Consider the following 17,785-nt stretch of genomic DNA (forward strand, 5'->3'; position numbering starts at 1 on the left):
GCCCTGAGGCAGGTCCGCGATCTCACTCAGTGGCACCGGGCGCCGCTGAGTGCGCGAGAGCTCGCAGGCCTCGGCGATGCGCAGTGCGTGCAGGGCCTCCCGGCCGTCGCAGGGGTTGGACCGTGCGCCGAGCACCACGTCGACGAAGGCCTGCAGCTCCGCCTCGTAGGCCGGGGCGAAGCGCTCCAGGAAGCCGGGCCAGGGCTTGTCGGCGGCGGGCGGCCCGGCCGGTTCGGTGGAGGCGATCGGGGTGCGGTCGTCCAGGCCTACGGCGACCTGGTCCAGCTCACCGGCCAGTTCCATGCGGACGTCGTAGCCGGCGCCGTTGCACCGGGTGGCGGTCGCGGTGGCCAGCGTCCCGTCGTCGAGCGTGAGGACCGCGGCGGCCGTGTCCACGTCGCCTGCCTCGCGGAACATCGCGGGTCCGGCGTCCGAGCCCGTCGCGTACACCTCGGTGACCTCGCGGCCGGTCACCCAGCGCAGCATGTCGAAGTCGTGCACCAGACAGTCCCGGTAGAGGCCGCCGGACAGCGGCAGATACTCGGCCGGCGGCGGCGCCGGGTCCGAGGTCATGGCCCGGACCGTGTGCAGCCGGCCGAGCCGCCCCTCGCGCACCGCGGCCCGCGCGGCCGTGTATCCGGCGTCGAAGCGGCGCTGGAAGCCCAGCTGGAGGACCGTCCCCGCGTCCTCGACCTCGCGCAGCGAGGACAGCGTCCCGGGCAGGTCCATGGCGACCGGCTTCTCGCAGAAGGCCGGGATACCGGCCCGAGCCGCCCGGCCGATCAGCTCCGCGTGCGCCGAGGTGGCCGCGGTGATCACGACGGCGTCCACGCCCCAGGCGAAGACCTCGTGCACCCCCGGGGCGGCGACCGCGTCCAGACGCTGGGCGAGGGCCTTGGCCCGGTCCGGTTCGGCGTCGGCGACCACCAAGGCGCCGACCTCCCGGTGGCGGGCGAGCGTCGCCGCGTGGAATGAGCCGATCCGGCCGGTTCCGATGAGTCCGATGCGCATGGTCTTAACCTGACCTCGGCGCGCCACCCTGTCAATCCTTTGTCCGGACAATCGAACCTCACGACTTCCCGTCATCTTCTCCTGGCCTGCTCCTGGGGATACGCTCGGCCCGTGCCCAAGCCAGCAGCGGACCGAGCCCTGTCGCTCCAGCTCGGCGTGGACCGCGGCAGCCCGGTCCCGCTGTACTTCCAGCTGGCCCAGCAGCTGGAGGCCGCGATCGAGAAGGGCCGGCTCGCCCCCGGCACCCTGCTCGGCAACGAGATCGACCTGGCCCACCGCCTCGGCCTGTCCCGCCCCACCGTCCGCCAGGCGATCCAGTCCCTGGTGGACAAAGGGCTCCTGGTGCGCCGCCGGGGCGTCGGCACCCAGGTCGTCCACAGCAAGGTCAAGCGCCCGCTGGAACTGAGCAGCCTCTACGACGACTTGGAGGCGGCCGGACAGCGCCCCACGACCCGGGTCCTGGGCAACACCCTGGAGCCCGCCACCGCGCAGGTCGCGGCCGCGCTCGGGGTGGCCGAGGGCGACGAGGTCCGGCGTATCGAACGGCTCCGGCTCGCGCACGACGAGCCCATGGCCTACCTGCGCAACCATCTGCCCGCCGGGCCCCTCACCCTGCCGGACGCCGAGCTGGAGGCCACCGGCCTCTACCGTCTGATGCGCTCGGCCGGCATCACCCTGCACAGTGCCCGGCAGAGCGTCGGCGCCCGGGCCGCGAGTGCCGTCGAGGGGGAGCGGCTCGGTGAGCCGGCCGGAGCTCCGCTGCTCACCATGGAGCGCGTCACCTTCGACGACACCGGCCGCGCCGTCGAGTTCGGGGCGCACATCTACCGGGCCTCTCGTTACTCCTTCGAGTTCCAGCTCCTCGTACGCTCCTGAGGTTCCGGCCCCCGGGGCCGACACTCTCGCACCGGGGCCGTGCATAACGAAGTCAGGATGTTCTGACAAATGCATTGACGCCCCGCGGGCTCACCGCTAGAACTCCCCCAGCCGCACAGCGCGGCCGGGAAGAGGTGGGCTCACCATGCGTACGACCCGCACGGCACCACGTTTCGCAGCCTGCGTCGCGGCGATTCTCCTCGCAGCCGGCTGCAGCGGCTCCGGAGGCAAGGATTCCGAGGACAAGCCGGACGACGGCGGCAAGGGGCAGGTCTCCGGCCCTCGACTGAAGATCGCCATGGTGACCCACGCGGGCGAGGGCGACACCTTCTGGGACATCGTCAAGAACGGCGCCGAGCGGGCCTCCGCCAAGGACAACGTCGAGTTCCTGTACTCCAACAACAAGGAGGCGAAGGAACAGGCCCAACTGGTCCAGTCGGCCATCGACAAGAAGGTCGACGGCATCGTCGTCACCCTGGCCAAACCGGAGGCGATGAAGGCCGTACTCGCCAAGGCCACCGCCGCCGGCATCCCGGTCGTCAGCATCAACTCCGGCTCCCAGCACTCCGATGCGTTCGGCGCGCTCGGCCACATCGGCCAGGACGAGGGCGTGGCCGGCGAGGCGGTGGGCGACGAGCTCAACGAACGCGGCCGGAAGAAGGCCCTCTGCGTCATCCACGAACAGGGCAACGTCTCCCTCGAGGAACGCTGCGCCGGGGTGAAGAAGACCTTCGACGGCACCGTGACGAACCTAAACATCAACGGCACCAACATGCCCGAATCCCAGTCGACCCTCCAGGCGAAGCTCGACTCGGACCGCGGCGTCGACGCGGTCGTCACCCTCGGCGCCCCCTTCGCCGAGGCGGCCGCCCAGGCCAAGAAGGACACCGGCAGCAAGGCCGAGATCGACACCTTCGACCTGAACGCGGAGGTCGTCGAACAACTCAAGGCCAAGGAGATCGGCTTCGCCGTCGACCAGCAGCCCTACCTGCAGGGCTACCTCGCCATCGACGAACTCTGGCTGCACCACACCAACGCCAATGTGATCGGCGGCGGCAAGCCGGTACTCACCGGTCCGGCCGTCGTCACCGAGAAGGACGTACCGCGGCTCGAGAAGCTGACCGCGAAGGGCACCCGGTGAACCGCCGGGCGATTGCGGCAAGCCGTACCTTTTCCCTCGCGCGCTCTCCGCTCGCGCCACCTGCCCGGTGTCCCGGATCATGCGTCGGGGATACTGGAGCGTTCGGGTTCGCCGAGGCGGCCCCGGCACACCAAGCGGAAGAGCAAGAAGGGCACGGCTTCGTGGCAAGGGTTCGAACCTGGGTAAGCATCGCGCTCACGGCGGTCATGGGCGCCTCGCTGGCCGCCTGCAGCAGCACCGGCGGCAAGCGGGCCGAGGACGCCCGCAAGGCCCAGACCGAGGGACGGGCCGCGGTCGGAACGCCCCGCTGGACCTTCGCCATGGTCACGCATTCGGGCGACGGCGACACCTTCTGGGACATCGTCAAGAGCGGCGCCAAGCAAGCCGCCGTCAAGGACAACATCAACTTCCTGTACGCGAACAACGACGAGGGCAAGGAGCAGGCCCAACTCGTCCAGTCGTACATCGACAAGGGAGTGGACGGCCTCGTCGTCTCGCTCGCCAAGCCGGACGCCATGAAGGACGTCATGGCGAAGGCCGCCAAGAAGGGCATCCCGGTGATCACCGTGAACTCCGGCTCCGCGGAGTCCAAGGAGTTCGGCGCCCTCACGCACATCGGCCAGGACGAGACCATCGCCGGCGAGGCGGTCGGCGAGGAGCTCAACGACCGGGGCCGCAAGAAGGCCGTCTGCGTCCTGCACGAGCAGGGCAACGTCGGCCACGAGCAGCGCTGCGCCGGAGTCAAGAAGACCTTCGACGGCAAGATCGAGAACCTGTACGTGGAGGGCACCAACATGCCCGAGGTGCAGTCCAACATCGGGGCCAAGCTGCAGTCGGACAAGGCCGTCGACTCGGTCGTCACGCTCGGCGCGCCCTTCGCCGCCACCGCCGTCAAGGCCAAGAAGGACGCCGGGAGCAAGGCCGAGATCGACACCTTCGACCTGAACGCCAACGTCGCCGCGGGCCTCAAGGCCGGCGACCTCGGCTTCTCCGTCGACCAGCAGCCGTACCTCCAGGGCTACGAGGCGATCGACCTGCTCTGGCTCAACCGCTACAACGCCGACGTACTCGGCGGCGGCCGCCCGGTCCTCACCGGACCGCAGATCATCACCAAGGCCGACGCGGACAAGCTCGAGGAGTACACGAAGCGGGGGACCCGATGACGGCCGCGGCACCGGCCCCGGCACCGGACAAGGCGCCGGACCTGGCCGACGAGCGGCTGATGCGCCGGTCCCTGGCCCGCCGGCTCCTCGGCCGTCCGGAGCTGGGCGCGGTGGTCGGCGCGATCGCCGTGTTCATCTTCTTCTCGTTCGCCGCCGACAGCTTCCTGCGGATGTCGAGCTTCAGCACCGTCCTCTACGCGGCCTCGACGCTCGGGATCATGGCGGTGCCGGTGGCGCTGCTGATGATCGGCGGCGAGTTCGACCTGTCGGCCGGCGTGCTGGTCACCAGTTCGGCGCTGATCTCGTCGATGTTCAGCTACCAGATGACGGCCAACGTCTGGGTGGGAGTCCTTGTCTCGCTCGTGGTCACGCTCGGCATCGGAGTCTTCAACGGCGCCATGCTGACCCGTACCAAACTGCCCAGCTTCATCATCACGCTCGGCACCTTCCTGATGCTGACCGGACTGAACCTGGGCTTCACGAAGCTCATCAGCGGCGAGGTGTCCACGAAGACGATCGCCGACATGGAGGGCTTCGAGTCCGCCAAGGTGCTCTTCGCCTCGCAACTGACCATCGGCAGCGTCTCGTTCAAGGTGACCATCCTGTGGTGGGCGGTTCTGGTCGCCGTCGCCACCTGGATCCTGCTGCGCACCCGGGCGGGCAACTGGATCTTCGCCGTCGGCGGGAACAAGGACGCGGCCCGCGCGGTCGGCGTCCCGGTCGTCAAGACCAAGATCGGCCTCTACATGGGCGTCGCCTTCGCGGCCTGGGTCTCGGGCCAGCACCTGCTGTTCTCGTTCGACTCGGTGCAGTCCGGCGAGGGCGTGGGCAACGAGCTGATCTACATCGTCGCGGCCGTCATCGGCGGCTGTCTGATCACCGGCGGGTACGGCTCCGCGATCGGCTCCGCGTTCGGTGCCTTCATCTTCGGTATGACGAGCAAGGGCATCGTCTACGCCGAGTGGGACTCGGACTGGTACAAGTTCTTCCTCGGAGCGATGCTCCTTCTGGCGACCCTGCTGAACGCCTGGGTCCGCAAGCGCGCGGAGGCCACCGCATGACCGCGACCGAGCAGGCCGTCCGGGACGAGGCCGAGCGGTCCGTGCCGCTCGTCGAACTGGACGACGTCAGCAAGTACTACGGCAACATCCGTGCACTGGAGGGCGTCTCGCTCACCGTGCACGCGGGCGAGGTCTCCTGCGTCCTCGGCGACAACGGCGCCGGCAAGTCCACCCTCATCAAGATCATCTCCGGCCTGCACGAGCACGACGCGGGCAGTTTCCGGATCGAGGGCGAGCCGGCGCAGCTGTCCAAGCCGCGCGACGCCCTGGACCGCGGTATCGCGACCGTCTACCAGGATCTGGCCGTCGTCCCGCTGATGCCGGTCTGGCGGAACTTCTTCCTCGGCTCCGAGCCGATGCTCGGGTGGGGCCCGTTCAAGGCCCTGGACGTGGAGCGGATGCGCCGCACCACCCGCGAGGAACTCCTGCGGATGGGCATCGACCTGCGCGACGTCGACCAGCCGATCGGCACGCTGTCCGGCGGCGAGCGGCAGTGCGTCGCCATCGCCCGCGCCGTGTACTTCGGCGCGAAGGTCCTGGTCCTCGACGAGCCGACGGCCGCGCTCGGTGTGAAGCAGTCGGGGGTGGTCCTCAAGTACGTGGCCGCCGCGCGCGACGCCGGGCTCGGCGTGGTCCTCATCACGCACAACCCGCACCATGCGTACCTGGTCGGGGACCGGTTCGTGCTGCTCAAGCGCGGAGCGATGGCGGGCAGTCATCTGCGCGACGACATCGACCTCGACGAACTCACCCGTCAGATGGCGGGCGGGTCGGAACTCGAGGAGCTCAGCCACGAACTGGAACGAGCGCCGACGCCTCCGCATCTCGCCGGGGCCACGAGCGCGGCAGCGCTCGACGACGAATCGAGCCCGCCCGGCGAATCGAGCCCGTCCGGCGACTGAGGACGAGGCTCCAGGCCGATGTCCGGAGCCCGGACCGCAGGACGGGCACGAACCGCCGGACCACCTCGAGACGGACCGGCCCGAACGCACGGGCCCCCGGGCCCCGGACGCCGCCATGCGGCCGTACACGCCCGTGAGGCACAATCGGCGCGATGAGCACCTACCGCGACCTAGCGCTGACCCGAGCCCTCGGAGCAACCCGCACCGGCGGCGCCCCGATCGGCTCGGCCCGCGCCACCGTTCTGCGCACGGTCGCCGCGCGCGAGCGCCGCTCGCACCTGTCCGCGCCCCGGGTGCCCACCGTGGGCATCGACATCGGCGGTACGAAGGTGATGGCGGGGGTCGTCGACGCGGACGGCAAGATCCTCGAGAAGCTCAGAACCGAGACACCGGACAAGTCCAAGAGCCCCAAGGTCGTCGAGGACACCATCTGTGAGCTGGTGCTCGACCTCTCCGACCGGCACGACGTGCACGCCGTCGGCATCGGCGCGGCCGGGTGGGTCGACGCCGACCGCAACCGCGTCCTGTTCGCCCCGCACCTGTCCTGGCGCGACGAACCGCTGCGGGACGCCCTGCAGTCCAGGCTCGCCGTACCCGTCATGGTCGACAACGACGCCAACGCCGCCGCCTGGGCGGAATGGCGGTTCGGCGCGGGAGCCGGCGAGGACCACCTGGTGATGATCACCCTCGGCACCGGCATCGGCGGCGCGATCCTCGAGGACGGTCAGGTCAAACGCGGCAAGTTCGGCGTGGCCGGAGAGTTCGGCCATATGCAGGTGGTGCCGGGCGGACACCGCTGCCCGTGCGGCAACCGCGGCTGCTGGGAGCAGTACAGCTCCGGGAACGCCCTGGTCAGAGAGGCCAGAGAGCTGGCGAGCGCGGACTCCCCGGTCGCTCACACCATCATCGACCGGGTCCAGGGCCAGGTCCTGGACATCACCGGACCACTGATCACCGAACTCGCGCGCGAGGGCGACGCGATGTGCGTCGAGCTGCTGCAGGACATCGGCCAGTGGCTCGGCGTCGGCATCGCCAATCTCGCCGCCGCCCTCGACCCCTCCTGCTTCGTGATCGGCGGGGGCGTCAGCGCCGCCGACGACCTGCTGATCGGCCCCGCCAGGGACGCCTTCCGCCGTCAACTCACCGGCCGCGGCTACCGCCCCGAGGCACGCATCGTCAAGGCCCAGCTCGGCCCCGAGGCAGGTATGGTCGGAGCGGCCGACCTGTCGCGCCTCGTGGCCCGCCGCTTCCGGCGCGCCAAGCGCCGCCGCGTCGAGCGCTACGAACGGTACGACCGCGCCCAGGCGCTCCGCTCCAGCCGCAGCACATCCCAGGGAAACCAGTAGATGACGCCGTCCGTGCCCCATCAGACCAAGCCGTCGGACGACGCCCCCGCACCTCCCGCCGAGGACCGCAGGCACATGATCCGCCGCCGCTGGATCACCGCGATCGTCATCGTGCTGCTCATCGGCATCCCGGCCGGATATCTGGTGATCTCCGCGGGCCAGAGCCGCGACAGCGGGCGCGACAAGGAGAAGAAGTGGTCGGCCACCGGCCTCACCGCGGGCTGGCCGTCCCGGGTCCAGCGGCGTATGTACCAGGTGCCGATCCCGGCGTACTCGAAGCGCGTCGCGTACTACGAGACGAACAACTGGCGTTCCAGCCGTCTCTACGCGCAGTTCCGCACCACGAACAAGGGGCTCGACGCATTCCTCGGCCGTGTCGGCGTCGACGAGGACGACCTCGAGAAGAACCGGATCACCATCAGCGCCCGTGACCAGAAGGTCGTCGGCTGGGTGTTCAAGGGCGACGGCCCGTGGTCGGGCCTGACCCACCAGCAGAAGGATCCGCTGCCCACCCAGGACATCACGATCAACCGCACGAACCCCAAGCGCCCCATGGTCTACGTCGTGTCCACGGCCAAGCCCTGAGCCGGATCCGCGGGTAGCCGCAGCAGGACCCGGAACGCCCGTGTCCGGCCGCGGACGTCTTCACCGTGCAGCGGACCGGGCCGTTGTCAGACCCCCTCCGTACAGTCGGAGGCAGCCGTTTCCACCAGGCGCGGCGACCGACCGGGGAGGAGGTGACGCGCATGATCACGCAGTCCGCGCAGACCACAGCGCCGCACGGACCGGCACCGACCGGGCCCGGCCCGCTCGCGGGGCTCGCCGCGCTCTTCCTGCCCGCCGCCCTGCCCCGGCACGGCCGCGTCGCCTTCTGGGACCCGTCAGGACGCCCGCTGCCCGCAGCTCCGCGTACCGCCGCCCCCGAGGAACTGACGGTGGTACGCCCGCACGGCGGCGGAGTGCGCCGCGCCACCGTGCCCGCCCTCGTCCTCTCCGTCGCCGACGCCCTGCCCCTGCTGCTGCGGCACGGCCCAGGGGCCACCGCCCACCCGGCGGCCGTCTGTCTGTCGGCCGCCGCGCGCCTCGCCCTCACCCTCGTCGCAGGCGGCCGCATCCTGCCCGGACTCACCGCCGACGACCACGACGCCTGGCGTGCCGGACCGCTCGACGCCGAGTCGGTCGCCCAGCTCCGTGCGATCGCCGCCGCCCTGCCACCCGAGGGCCACGCCGTACCGCTACCGGACTCCGCGCCTCTGGAACTCCCCGAGCCCGAATCCCTGATCAGGGACTTCCTGGACGCCGTGGCCGATACGCTGCCGCGCACCCCGGCCGCGGAGTACGCGTACGGTGCACCGTTCGCCGCCCGGCCGCCGCAGCACCTGCCCGCCGCCCGGGACTGGGCCGCAGAGGCGGCCGCCGGACTCGACGCCGGCGTCCGTATCTCGCTCCGCCTCGACCTGTCGGGGCACGACCTGTTCGACCGCACGGACCCGGAGCGCACCGCCGGCGCGGCCGTCGTCCAGGTGCACAGCCTCGCCGACCCCACGCTGGTGATCGATGCCGCCGCCCTGTGGGAGGGCGAGGGAGAGATCGCGTTCGGGCCGCGGGCCAGGGTCGACGCGGCGCTCGCGCTGCGCCGCGCTTCGCGCGTGTGGCCGCCGCTCGAGCGCCTCGTGGAGCAGGGCGCTGCGGCGGTACTCCCGCTGTCCGAGGAGGAGCTGTACGACCTCCTCGGCGTCGCCGCCCGCCGCCTGACCGCCGCCGGGGTGGCCGTGCACTGGCCCCGCGACCTGGCGAGTGATCTCAGCGCCTCCGCCGTGGTGCGTCCCGCCCCGGGGAGTTCCACCGACGGCACGGGCTTCCTGGAGGCCGAGCGGCTGCTCGAGTTCCGCTGGCAGCTGGCGCTCGGCGGGGACCCGCTCAGCGAGGCGGAGATGGACGCCCTCGCGGAGTCCCACCGGCCCGTGGTCCGCCTCCGGGACAGCTGGGTCCTGGTCGACCCGGACCTCGTCCGCAAGGCGCGCAAGCGGGAGTTGGGCCTCCTCGATCCGGTCGACGCGCTGTCCGTCGCACTCACCGGTACCGCCGAGGTCGACGGGGAGAGCGTCGAAGCGGTGCCGGTCGGTGCGCTCGCCACGCTCCGCGACCGCCTCACCGCCGACCTGCCGCCCGCCGCGCCGCCGCCAGGACTCCATGCCGAGCTGCGGGACTACCAACTCCGCGGCCTCGCCTGGCTCGACCTGATGACCTCACTCGGCCTCGGCGGCTGCCTCGCCGACGACATGGGCCTCGGCAAGACGGTCACCCTCATCGCCCTCCACCTGCGCCGAGCCCGCCCCGAGCCGACCCTGGTGGTCTGCCCGGCCTCCCTCCTCGGGAACTGGCAGCGCGAGATCACCAGATTCGCCCCCGGTGTCCCCGTCCGCCGCTACCACGGTGCCCAGCGCAGCCTGGACGGCCTCGACGGCGGGTTCGTGCTCACCACGTACGCCACCATGCGCAGTGCCGCGACCCGGCTCGCCGAGGAGCGCTGGGGGATGGTCGTGGCCGACGAGGCCCAGCACGTGAAGAACCCGTACTCGGCCACCGCCAAGGCCCTGCGCACTCTGCCCGCACCGGCCCGCGTCGCCCTGACCGGCACCCCGGTGGAGAACAACCTCTCGGAGCTGTGGGCCCTCCTCGACTGGACCACTCCCGGACTGCTCGGCCCGCTGAAGTCGTTCCGGTCCCGGCATGCGCGGGCGGCGGAGGGCGGCGAGGACGACGAGGCGGTGCAGCGGCTCGCCCGTCTCGTCCGGCCGTTCCTGCTGCGGCGCAAGAAGTCCGACCCCGGCATCGTTCCGGAACTGCCACCGAAGACCGAGACGGACCACCCGGTCGCCCTCACCCGCGAGCAGGCCTCGCTGTACGAGGCGGTGGTACGCGAGTCGCTGGCGGCCATCGAGGCGGCCGACGGCATCGCCCGGCGCGGCCTCGTCCTGAAGCTGCTCGGCGCACTCAAACAGATCTGCAACCACCCGGCGCAGTACCTCAAGGAGCCGCTGCCGGGGACGTCTTCCGGCCGGGACATGGACGGTCGCGGCGCCACGGCGGATCAGGCGCGCCGTTCCGGCAAGCTCGCCCTGCTCGACGAGCTGCTCGGCACGATCCTGGCCGAGGACGGCTCGGCGCTGGTCTTCACGCAGTACGTGGGCATGGCCGAGCGCATCGAGGCGCATCTGGCTGCGCGGGCCATCCCGGTCGAGGTGCTGCACGGCGGTACGCCGATCGCGGAGCGGGAGCATCTCGTGGACCGCTTCCAGAGCGGCGCCACTCCCGTCCTGGTGCTGTCCCTCAAGGCGGCGGGCACGGGCCTGAACCTCACCCGCGCCGGCCACGTGGTCCACTTCGACCGGTGGTGGAACCCGGCGGTCGAGGAGCAGGCCACGGACCGTGCGTACCGCATCGGGCAGACCCAGCCGGTGCAGGTGCACCGGCTCATCACCGAGGGGACCGTGGAGGACCGCATCGCCGAGATGCTCGTGGCCAAGCGTGCGCTGGCGGACGCGGTCCTCGGTTCCGGCGAGTCGGCCCTCACGGAACTGACCGACAGCGAACTCTCCGACCTCATCTCCCTGCGGAGACCGTCATGACTCGACCTGAGCGCCGGACTGCGGGCGCAGAGGCCGTACCGGGTGCGGCGACCGAAGACCCGGACGAGCCGGGCGTGCCGGACGGATCGGCTGTGCCGGACGACGGAGCCGGGCGGGCGCGACCGGGGGCGGCTGAACCGGTGGAGGACGACGGCCGGGAGGCCGGGCCTGATTCCGTGGGGGAGCCAGTGGAGGAGCCTTTGGAACGTCCGGCGCAGCGGCCGCCCGACGAGGCTGTGGATGTCGACGCGGTACGGGAGCGCCGTGCTGCGGGCGGGGCCGCCGAGAGGCCCGCCGACCTGGCGCGGCGTGCCCTCAAGGCGGCGCTGCGGGACGGTTCGGCCACGGATCCCGGGCGGCGGGCGGCGGTGCGCGCCGACGCGTCCGTGACGGCGGCCGGGGACGGGGAGCCCGTCGGGGCAGGGGCCGACGCGTCCGTCGGCGGTGAGGTCGTTCCGCCCGACGCTGTGGGCGGCGCGCTGTGGGCCGCAGGCACTCCCGATGAGGCCGGTGCGGGCGGTGGGCCTCGGGACGCGACGGGAGCCGGCGAGCGGGCGGACGTCGTAACGGGGGCTGCTGCAGAGGAAGTTGCCGCCCCCCGGCCTGCTGCCGCGGCGCGGGCCGCTGTGGCTCCCGCGGCGTCCGCCCGTCCCGAGGACGGTGACGCATCCGGTGCGAGGAGCGCACCCGCCGGACGTACGACCGCAACGAGCACGAGTCGCCCGGGCGACGTCGCACGCGAGGCCCTGCGGGAGGCCCGGATCGCCGCCCGCCGGCGGGCGGCGGAGGAGTCGGGGGTCTCGACAGGCGGAGAGGCGACGGCCGACGCGGACTCGGGAGCCTGTGCGGACGAGGGCGACGGCAGGCGCGGGAGCCCCGCCGGACCCGGCAGCGCAGGTTCGCAGGAGGAGCCGGAGGCGGCCGAAGGCGCGTCTTCCGACACGCCCGACGACTCGCCGGCCGCTCGTGCCAGGGCCGCAATCGCCAAGACGCGTAAGGGCGTTGAGCGACGCAGCGCAGTGCGGCCGTCGACACGGACGCGCCTCACTCCGCCCGGGGCCGACGATGACGTACCGCCGGAAGGCCAGGAGCCGCGCGCGGAGCTGCCCTCTGTCGACCGCCGTCCGCGAGACCCGCAGGGCGACCGTGCGGCGGGGCCACTGCCGGCCGCGTGGACCTCCTCCGGAGACCCGCGGCACGCCGCAGACCCGGGCCACGGCGGTTCCCGTCGCGTCGAGCGCATGGGCGGCCTGCTCGGCGCCGCCGGGCTCACTGATGCCGCTGCACGCCAGCCGGACAGCGCCGACCCGTCACCCGAACCCGCCGACCCGTCACCCGAACCCGCCGCGCCGGCCTCCGCACAGACGCCGCGGGCGACCGCCGCCGCACCGGACAAACACCCCCGCCACACCTCCGACGAACAGCACGCAGTCGCCCCGGTGGACGCGCACCACGCCGGGCCCGGAGGCTCGCAGCCGCCGACCGGGGAGCCACGCGGTGCGGTCGTGGCCTCTGACGGCCGACCGGCCCCGGAGGACCCGGCCGTCGCGGGCCCGCCCGGCGACACGCAGTCCCAGAGCGCCACACCCGCGTCGGAACTGCCCCCGGAGGAAGCCCACTTGGCCGACGCCCCGGGCCCGGGCACGCCGGACGCCCCTCGGCGCACCGGCACGGACGGACCGGCACCCGAGTCGACGCCGTCGCTCACCGACGGCGCGGCCCCCCGTGCCGACCGTCCGCCCACCGCATCGCGACGGGCGCGCGCGGGCACCGCGCCCGATGCCAACCCCCCGTTCGCTCGCACCTGGTGGGGCAATGCCTGGGTGCAGGCGTTGGAGAGCCAGTCGATGGACGCGGGGCGGCTGGCTCGAGGGCGGGCGTACGAGGGGCAGGGGCAGGTGGCTGCCGTCACCGTGGCCCCGGGACAGGTGATCGCCTACGTCCAAGGGAGCAGACCCCGTCCGTACCGGACGAAGGTGCAGGTGCGCGTGTTGTCGGACGACGAGTGGGAGCGGTTCCTGCAGATCGCGGTGGAGCGGCCCGGACACATCGCCGCCTTGCTCGACAAGGAGTTGCCGCAGTCCCTGGCCGACTGCGGGGTGGATCTGCTGCCCGGCCGCGGTGACCTGCGAGCCGACTGTTCGTGCCCGGACTCCGGCCACCCCTGCAAGCATGCCGCCGCGCTCTGCTACCGCACCGCCCGGCTCCTGGACGAGGACCCCTTCGTCCTGCTGCGGTTGCGCGGCCGCGAGGAACGCGAGCTGCTCGACGAACTCTCCCGGCGCAACGCCACCTTGGCCGCGCGCGCCGCGGCCGGCGCCCCCGCACGGCCGGCCGGCGTACGGGCGAAGGACGCGTTCGCGCCGAGGGTGCTGCCCCTGCCGCCGCCCCCGCTGCCCGTGCCCGCACATCCCGAAGCGCCACCCGTCTACCCGGCCGCGGCCGGCGGGCCCGACCCGATCGCGCTCGACCAGCTGGCCACCGACGCGGCTGCCCGCGCCCATGCCCTGCTGGCCAAGGGCGCGGATCCGGTAGGTGAGTTGACGCCACGTCAGGATGCGGTGCGGATCGCCGCCGCCCGTCCCGGCTCGGGCCTCACCGCGGCCGGCCGCGCGCTCTACGAGTCCCTCGCCCCTGCCGTCGGCCTGACTCCCGCCGAACTCGCCCGCGCGGTCGCCGCCTGGCGCCAGGGCGGAATCGAGGGGCTCGCCGTGCTCGACGAACCGTGGGACCCGCCCGCCGGGCCCTTCGACCAGGCGCGCCCCGCACTGATGGCCGCCGATCTGCCGGCCTTCCGCCCCTGGCGCAATCGCCTCACCCACCCGGCCGGCCGACGGCAGCTTCGATTCGGTCGGGACGGCCGCTGGTACGCATACGAATCGGAAGCCGGTCGGGACGACTGGTGGCCTCGCGGCACACCGGACCACGACCCGGTCGGTGCGATCACCGCTGTCGTAGGAACCTGACCCGGCCGGGCGGAGCGCCCGGCGACGGACAAGTCACCAGCACGGAAGGCCGCATGCCATGCCCAGCAGCCAGGAGGCCATGCCCCGCTACGACATCAAGCGAGAGCTCAAGCAGTACTACGCGCCGAAGAACAGGGACTGGGAGCGGATCGACGTCCCGCCGCAGCAGTTCATCGCCGCCGACGGCCGCGGCGACCCCAACACGAGCAGCGAGTACGCCGAGTGCGTGCAGGCGCTCTACGCGGTGGCGTACACGCTCAAGTTCATGAGTAAGGGCACGCTGGGCAGGGACTTCGTCGTCGGACCTCTGGAGGGACTGTGGTGGGCCGACGACCTGGGGTCGTTCTTCACCCGCGACAAGGACGCATGGCAGTGGCGCATGCTGATCAGTCAGCCCGACTGGCTCACCGAGGAGCAGATCGAGGAAGCGGTACGGACGGCACTGGCGAAGAAGCACCTGCCCGCCATCGCCGGTGTCCGCCGCGAAACCCTGCACGAGGGCACCAGCGCGCAGCTCCTGCACATCGGCCCCTACGACGACGAGGGCCCCGCACTCGCCAGGCTCCACGACGAGTACCTGGCCGCCAGGGGCCTGCGGATGACCGGACTGCACCACGAGATCTACCTCGGCGACCCGAGACGGGCCGACCCCGCCAAGCTGAGGACCGTACTCCGGCAGCCCGTCCGCCCCGCCTAGGCCGGAGGACGCGTGCGACGGGGAACCGATTGCGGGCTCGGGCGCGTCACTCGGGCATGCGGCGACCGACTCGAATCCTGCCCGGCGCGGCGGCCCTCGTGCTGGCCCTGTCGGGATGCGGCGCGTTCTCCGGCGGGCACGGCGACGGACCCGGTACGCGCACCGCCTTCGTGAAGCTCGGACCGTTCCGCGCACCGGTCCCGTCGCCTTCGCCGCGCTCGCCGAGGTCATCGGCGGCTCCGAGCCCGGCCGCGTCCGTCTCGTCCACCGTCCCACCGCTGCGCTCGGGCGCCGGGGACCTGAGGCCGACCAGGCTCGGGACGTCCGGGCACCCGGGCCGGATGTACGCACGGCTGGAGCAGGCGGATGTGAACGGGCTGCGCGAGGCGCGAGAGGCGTTGAGCGCGCGACCGCCGAAGGGCCGGATCGGCCTGGCGTTCGTCCTGTCCGGCTGCCGGAACACCGGCGCCCGCCTGGAGGTGGACGACACCGTGGTCTCGGCCTCGCTCACCGGCGCCGAGAACGTGAACTGCGGCCAGGCGGAGTACTTTCTGGCCACGTTCGCGGTCGCCCCGGACGACCTTCCCGACGACTGGACGCTGCGGGAGACACCGAGCTGAACGGACGCGTTCACCCACACCTGCTACACCTCTTCGAACGCCGAACGCCGAACGCCGAACGCCGAACGCCGAACGCCGAACGCCGAACGCCGAACGCCGAACGCCGAACGCCGAACGCCGAACGCCGAACGCCGAACGCCGAACGCCGAACGCCGAACGCCGAACGCCGAACGCCGAACTTCAACCGTGGAACGACCGAAAGACGGAAACACCGAACACCGCAACACCGATCAGGAAGTGAGCCGGAACGTGAAGCAGAACGGTCCCCACCCCTCCCGCCGTACCGCCCTCGTCGCCGGTGCAGGCGCCGGCACCGCCTTCGTCACCGCCCTCGCGGGGAGTGGCACGGCGTCAGCGAGTGCGGCACCAGCAGGGGAACTCGGCCGACAGCTGGGGGAGTTGGAGGAGCGTTACGCTGCCCGGCTCGGGGTGTTCGCGCGCAACATGGCCACCGGGCGCACCGTCCGCCACCGCGCGGACGAACGCTTCCCCATGTGCTCTGTCTTCAAGACCCTCGCCGCGGCCGCCGTACTGCGCGACCTGGACGATTCCCACCTCGGCCGGCGGATCCACTACACGCAGGGCGACGTCGACAAGTCGGGCTACGCCCCCGTCACCGGCAAGCCCGAGAACATCGCGGGAGGCCTGACCGTGCGAGAGCTCTGTGCCGCCGCGGTCTCCGAGAGCGACAACGCCGCCGCGAATCTGCTCCTGCGCGACCTGGGCGGCCCCCGCGCCATCACCCGGTTCTGCCGCTCGCTCGGTGACGGCGTGACCCGACTCGACCGCTGGGAGCCCGAGTTGAACTCCGCCGAGCCCTGGCGCCGCACCGACACCACCAGTCCGCGCGCCGTAGGGACGACGTACGCCCGCCTGATCCTGGGGCGGGCACTCGACGTGCCGGACCGCGCGAAGCTCACCGGCTGGCTGGTCGCCAACACGACGAACATGGAGCGCTTCCGCGCCGGCCTCCCGGACGACTGGATCCTCGCGGACAAGACCGGTGGCGGCGAGCAGTACGGCGTCGCCAACGACGTGGGCGTCGTACACCCGCCGCACGGCGCGCCGTTGGTCCTCTCCGTCCTGTCCACCAAACTCGACCCGGCGGGCCCGACCGACAACCCGCTGGTCGCCGAGGCGGCCCGGCTGGTAGCGGCTCACCTCGTACCGGGGACCTGACCGCCCGGCCCCTGAGGAGCGGCACTACGTCCACCCTGGCCCCGGAGTCGGCCGCCGCCGGCCCCGGGGTCAACCGAGACGTCGTACCGGAGAACCGGTCAGGAAGGCTTCGATGTTCTCGACCGCGTCGCCGTAGTACGTGCGGTAGTTGGCCCGGGACACATAGCCGAGGTGCGGTGTGGCGAGGAGCCGGGGCGCGGTGCGCACGGGATGGTCGAGGGGCAGCGGCTCGATGTCGAAGACGTCGAGCCCCGCACCGGCGATACGGCCCGCGTGCAGCGCGGCGAGCAGGGCGTCCTGGTCGACGATCGCCGCCCTCGATGTGTTGACCAGATACGACGACGGCCGCATCAGCGCCAGTTCGGAGGGGCCGACCAGGCCGCGGGTGCGGTCGCCGAGTACGAGGTGCACCGAGACGAAGTCGCTGGTGGACAGCAACTCGTCTTTGGAGTCTGCCAGTTGGACGCCCTGCTTCTCCGCCCGCGCGGCAGTGAGATTCTGGCTCCAGGCCACCACATCCATGCCGAAGGCGAGCCCGACCTGCGCGACCCTGCTGCCGATCTTGCCGAGTCCGAGCAGGCCGAGCCGGCGCCCGTGCAGGTCGGCGCCGACCGTCGACTGCCAGGGGCCGCCGCTGCGCATCGCGGCGGACTCCGGTGCGATGCCGCGGGCGAGACCGAGCAGCAGTGCCCAGGTCAGTTCCACCGGGGGAGTGGGGGAGCTTCCTGTGCCGCACACGGTCACGCCGTTGGCCCGGGCCGAGGCGAAGTCGATGACGGAGTTGCGCATGCCTGAGGCCACGAGCAGCTTCAGGCGCGGAAGCCGGTCGAGGACGGATGCGGGGAAGGGCACGCGCTCGCGCAGCGTGACGACGATGTCGAAATCGCGGACGGCGGCGACGAGTTCGTCCTCCGTGGCAGGGTGCTCCGAGAAGCCGACGACCTCCACCCGGTCCAGGACCGGGGTTCAGTCGGCAACCGTGGTGGCGACGGACTGGAAGTCGTCGAGAACGGCGCAACGCAGGTCCATGTCCGTGATCTCCATTGATTCTGTGGGGAGTTGGGGAGTTGGAGAGTTGAGGTGCTGGGGTGCTGAGGTGGAGCCGTGGGGCGCCGGGCCCGAACAGGGGGACAGGTGCCGGGAGTGGCCGGGATGCTCATCATCCCGGCCACGGACGCCCCCGCCAACCAG

Annotated in this window: 14 protein-coding genes; 12 read left to right on the forward strand and 2 right to left on the reverse strand. The window is 72.1% G+C overall.

Translation table 11 applies throughout. From position 1 onward, the window contains the following. The coding region (locus DSC45_RS31715) for a Gfo/Idh/MocA family protein (protein WP_119295466.1) at window positions 1–1,011 on the reverse strand (1,011 nt) is incomplete at its 3' end. Window positions 1,012–1,122: 111 nt separating this feature from the next. Here DSC45_RS31715 and DSC45_RS31720 point away from each other — a divergent pair. The 12 genes from DSC45_RS31720 (at window position 1,123) to bla (ending at window position 16,594) form a co-directional block, all read left to right on the forward strand. Continuing rightward, a complete protein-coding gene (locus DSC45_RS31720) occupies window positions 1,123–1,887 on the forward strand; it encodes a GntR family transcriptional regulator (RefSeq protein ID WP_119295467.1) in 765 nt (254 codons plus the stop codon). Between the two features lie 145 nt (window positions 1,888–2,032). Then, window positions 2,033–3,028: a sugar ABC transporter substrate-binding protein gene (locus DSC45_RS31725; RefSeq protein ID WP_119295468.1), complete on the forward strand. Its 996-nt coding sequence runs from the start codon at window positions 2,033–2,035 to the stop codon at window positions 3,026–3,028. A 161-nt stretch (window positions 3,029–3,189) separates the two neighbouring features. Then, the gene (locus tag DSC45_RS31730; protein WP_119295469.1) at window positions 3,190–4,191 is read left to right on the forward strand and encodes a sugar ABC transporter substrate-binding protein; all 1,002 of its coding nucleotides are present in this window, start codon (window positions 3,190–3,192) and stop codon (window positions 4,189–4,191) included. Then, the gene (locus DSC45_RS31735) at window positions 4,188–5,252 is read left to right on the forward strand and encodes an ABC transporter permease (RefSeq protein WP_119295470.1); all 1,065 of its coding nucleotides are present in this window, start codon (window positions 4,188–4,190) and stop codon (window positions 5,250–5,252) included. The genes DSC45_RS31730 and DSC45_RS31735 overlap by 4 nt, the downstream gene beginning before the upstream one ends. Further along, on the forward strand, window positions 5,249–6,154 hold the full coding sequence (locus DSC45_RS31740) for an ATP-binding cassette domain-containing protein (protein ID WP_119295471.1): 906 nt from the start codon (window positions 5,249–5,251) through the stop codon (window positions 6,152–6,154). The genes DSC45_RS31735 and DSC45_RS31740 overlap by 4 nt, the downstream gene beginning before the upstream one ends. A 152-nt stretch (window positions 6,155–6,306) precedes the next feature. Then, entirely contained in the window at window positions 6,307–7,500 is a 1,194-nt protein-coding gene (locus tag DSC45_RS31745) for an ROK family glucokinase (protein ID WP_119295472.1), read from the forward strand. Continuing rightward, entirely contained in the window at window positions 7,501–8,085 is a 585-nt protein-coding gene (locus DSC45_RS31750; protein ID WP_119295473.1) for a sugar kinase, read from the forward strand. Between the two features lie 161 nt (window positions 8,086–8,246). Continuing rightward, on the forward strand, window positions 8,247–11,132 hold the full coding sequence (locus DSC45_RS31755; RefSeq protein ID WP_119295474.1) for a DEAD/DEAH box helicase: 2,886 nt from the start codon (window positions 8,247–8,249) through the stop codon (window positions 11,130–11,132). A 200-nt stretch (window positions 11,133–11,332) separates the two neighbouring features. After that, on the forward strand, window positions 11,333–14,098 hold the full coding sequence (locus DSC45_RS31760; protein ID WP_346426691.1) for an SWIM zinc finger family protein: 2,766 nt from the start codon (window positions 11,333–11,335) through the stop codon (window positions 14,096–14,098). Between the two features lie 58 nt (window positions 14,099–14,156). Further along, complete coding sequence (locus tag DSC45_RS31765) at window positions 14,157–14,795, forward strand: GyrI-like domain-containing protein (protein ID WP_240434961.1); 639 nt, start codon at window positions 14,157–14,159, stop codon at window positions 14,793–14,795. A 341-nt stretch (window positions 14,796–15,136) separates the two neighbouring features. Continuing rightward, window positions 15,137–15,415, forward strand: a complete 279-nt coding sequence (locus tag DSC45_RS35935) for a hypothetical protein (protein WP_162929403.1) — start codon at window positions 15,137–15,139, stop codon at window positions 15,413–15,415. Window positions 15,416–15,664: 249 nt separating this feature from the next. Beyond that, window positions 15,665–16,594: a class A beta-lactamase gene (bla, locus tag DSC45_RS31780; RefSeq protein WP_119295533.1), complete on the forward strand. Its 930-nt coding sequence runs from the start codon at window positions 15,665–15,667 to the stop codon at window positions 16,592–16,594. A gap of 69 nt (window positions 16,595–16,663) precedes the next feature. On the opposite strand, the gene DSC45_RS31785 is transcribed toward bla, so the two are convergent. Continuing rightward, entirely contained in the window at window positions 16,664–17,551 is an 888-nt protein-coding gene (locus tag DSC45_RS31785) for a D-2-hydroxyacid dehydrogenase family protein (RefSeq protein WP_240434968.1), read from the reverse strand. Window positions 17,552–17,785 lie beyond the last annotated feature (234 nt).

The sequence above is a fragment of the Streptomyces sp. YIM 130001 genome, assembly GCF_003574445.1.
GTDB lineage: Bacteria > Actinomycetota > Actinomycetes > Streptomycetales > Streptomycetaceae > Streptomyces.

Coding starts and splice junctions, on each gene's coding strand:
- DSC45_RS31750 (WP_119295473.1), top strand. CDS start 7,501: ATGACGCCGTCCGTGCCCCATCAGACCAAGCCGTCGGACGACGCCCCC.
- DSC45_RS31765 (WP_240434961.1), top strand. CDS start 14,157: ATGCCCAGCAGCCAGGAGGCCATGCCCCGCTACGACATCAAGCGAGAG.
- DSC45_RS31755 (WP_119295474.1), top strand. CDS start 8,247: ATGATCACGCAGTCCGCGCAGACCACAGCGCCGCACGGACCGGCACCG.
- DSC45_RS31745 (WP_119295472.1), top strand. CDS start 6,307: ATGAGCACCTACCGCGACCTAGCGCTGACCCGAGCCCTCGGAGCAACC.
- DSC45_RS31725 (WP_119295468.1), top strand. CDS start 2,033: ATGCGTACGACCCGCACGGCACCACGTTTCGCAGCCTGCGTCGCGGCG.
- DSC45_RS31740 (WP_119295471.1), top strand. CDS start 5,249: ATGACCGCGACCGAGCAGGCCGTCCGGGACGAGGCCGAGCGGTCCGTG.
- DSC45_RS31735 (WP_119295470.1), top strand. CDS start 4,188: ATGACGGCCGCGGCACCGGCCCCGGCACCGGACAAGGCGCCGGACCTG.
- DSC45_RS35935 (WP_162929403.1), top strand. CDS start 15,137: ATGTACGCACGGCTGGAGCAGGCGGATGTGAACGGGCTGCGCGAGGCG.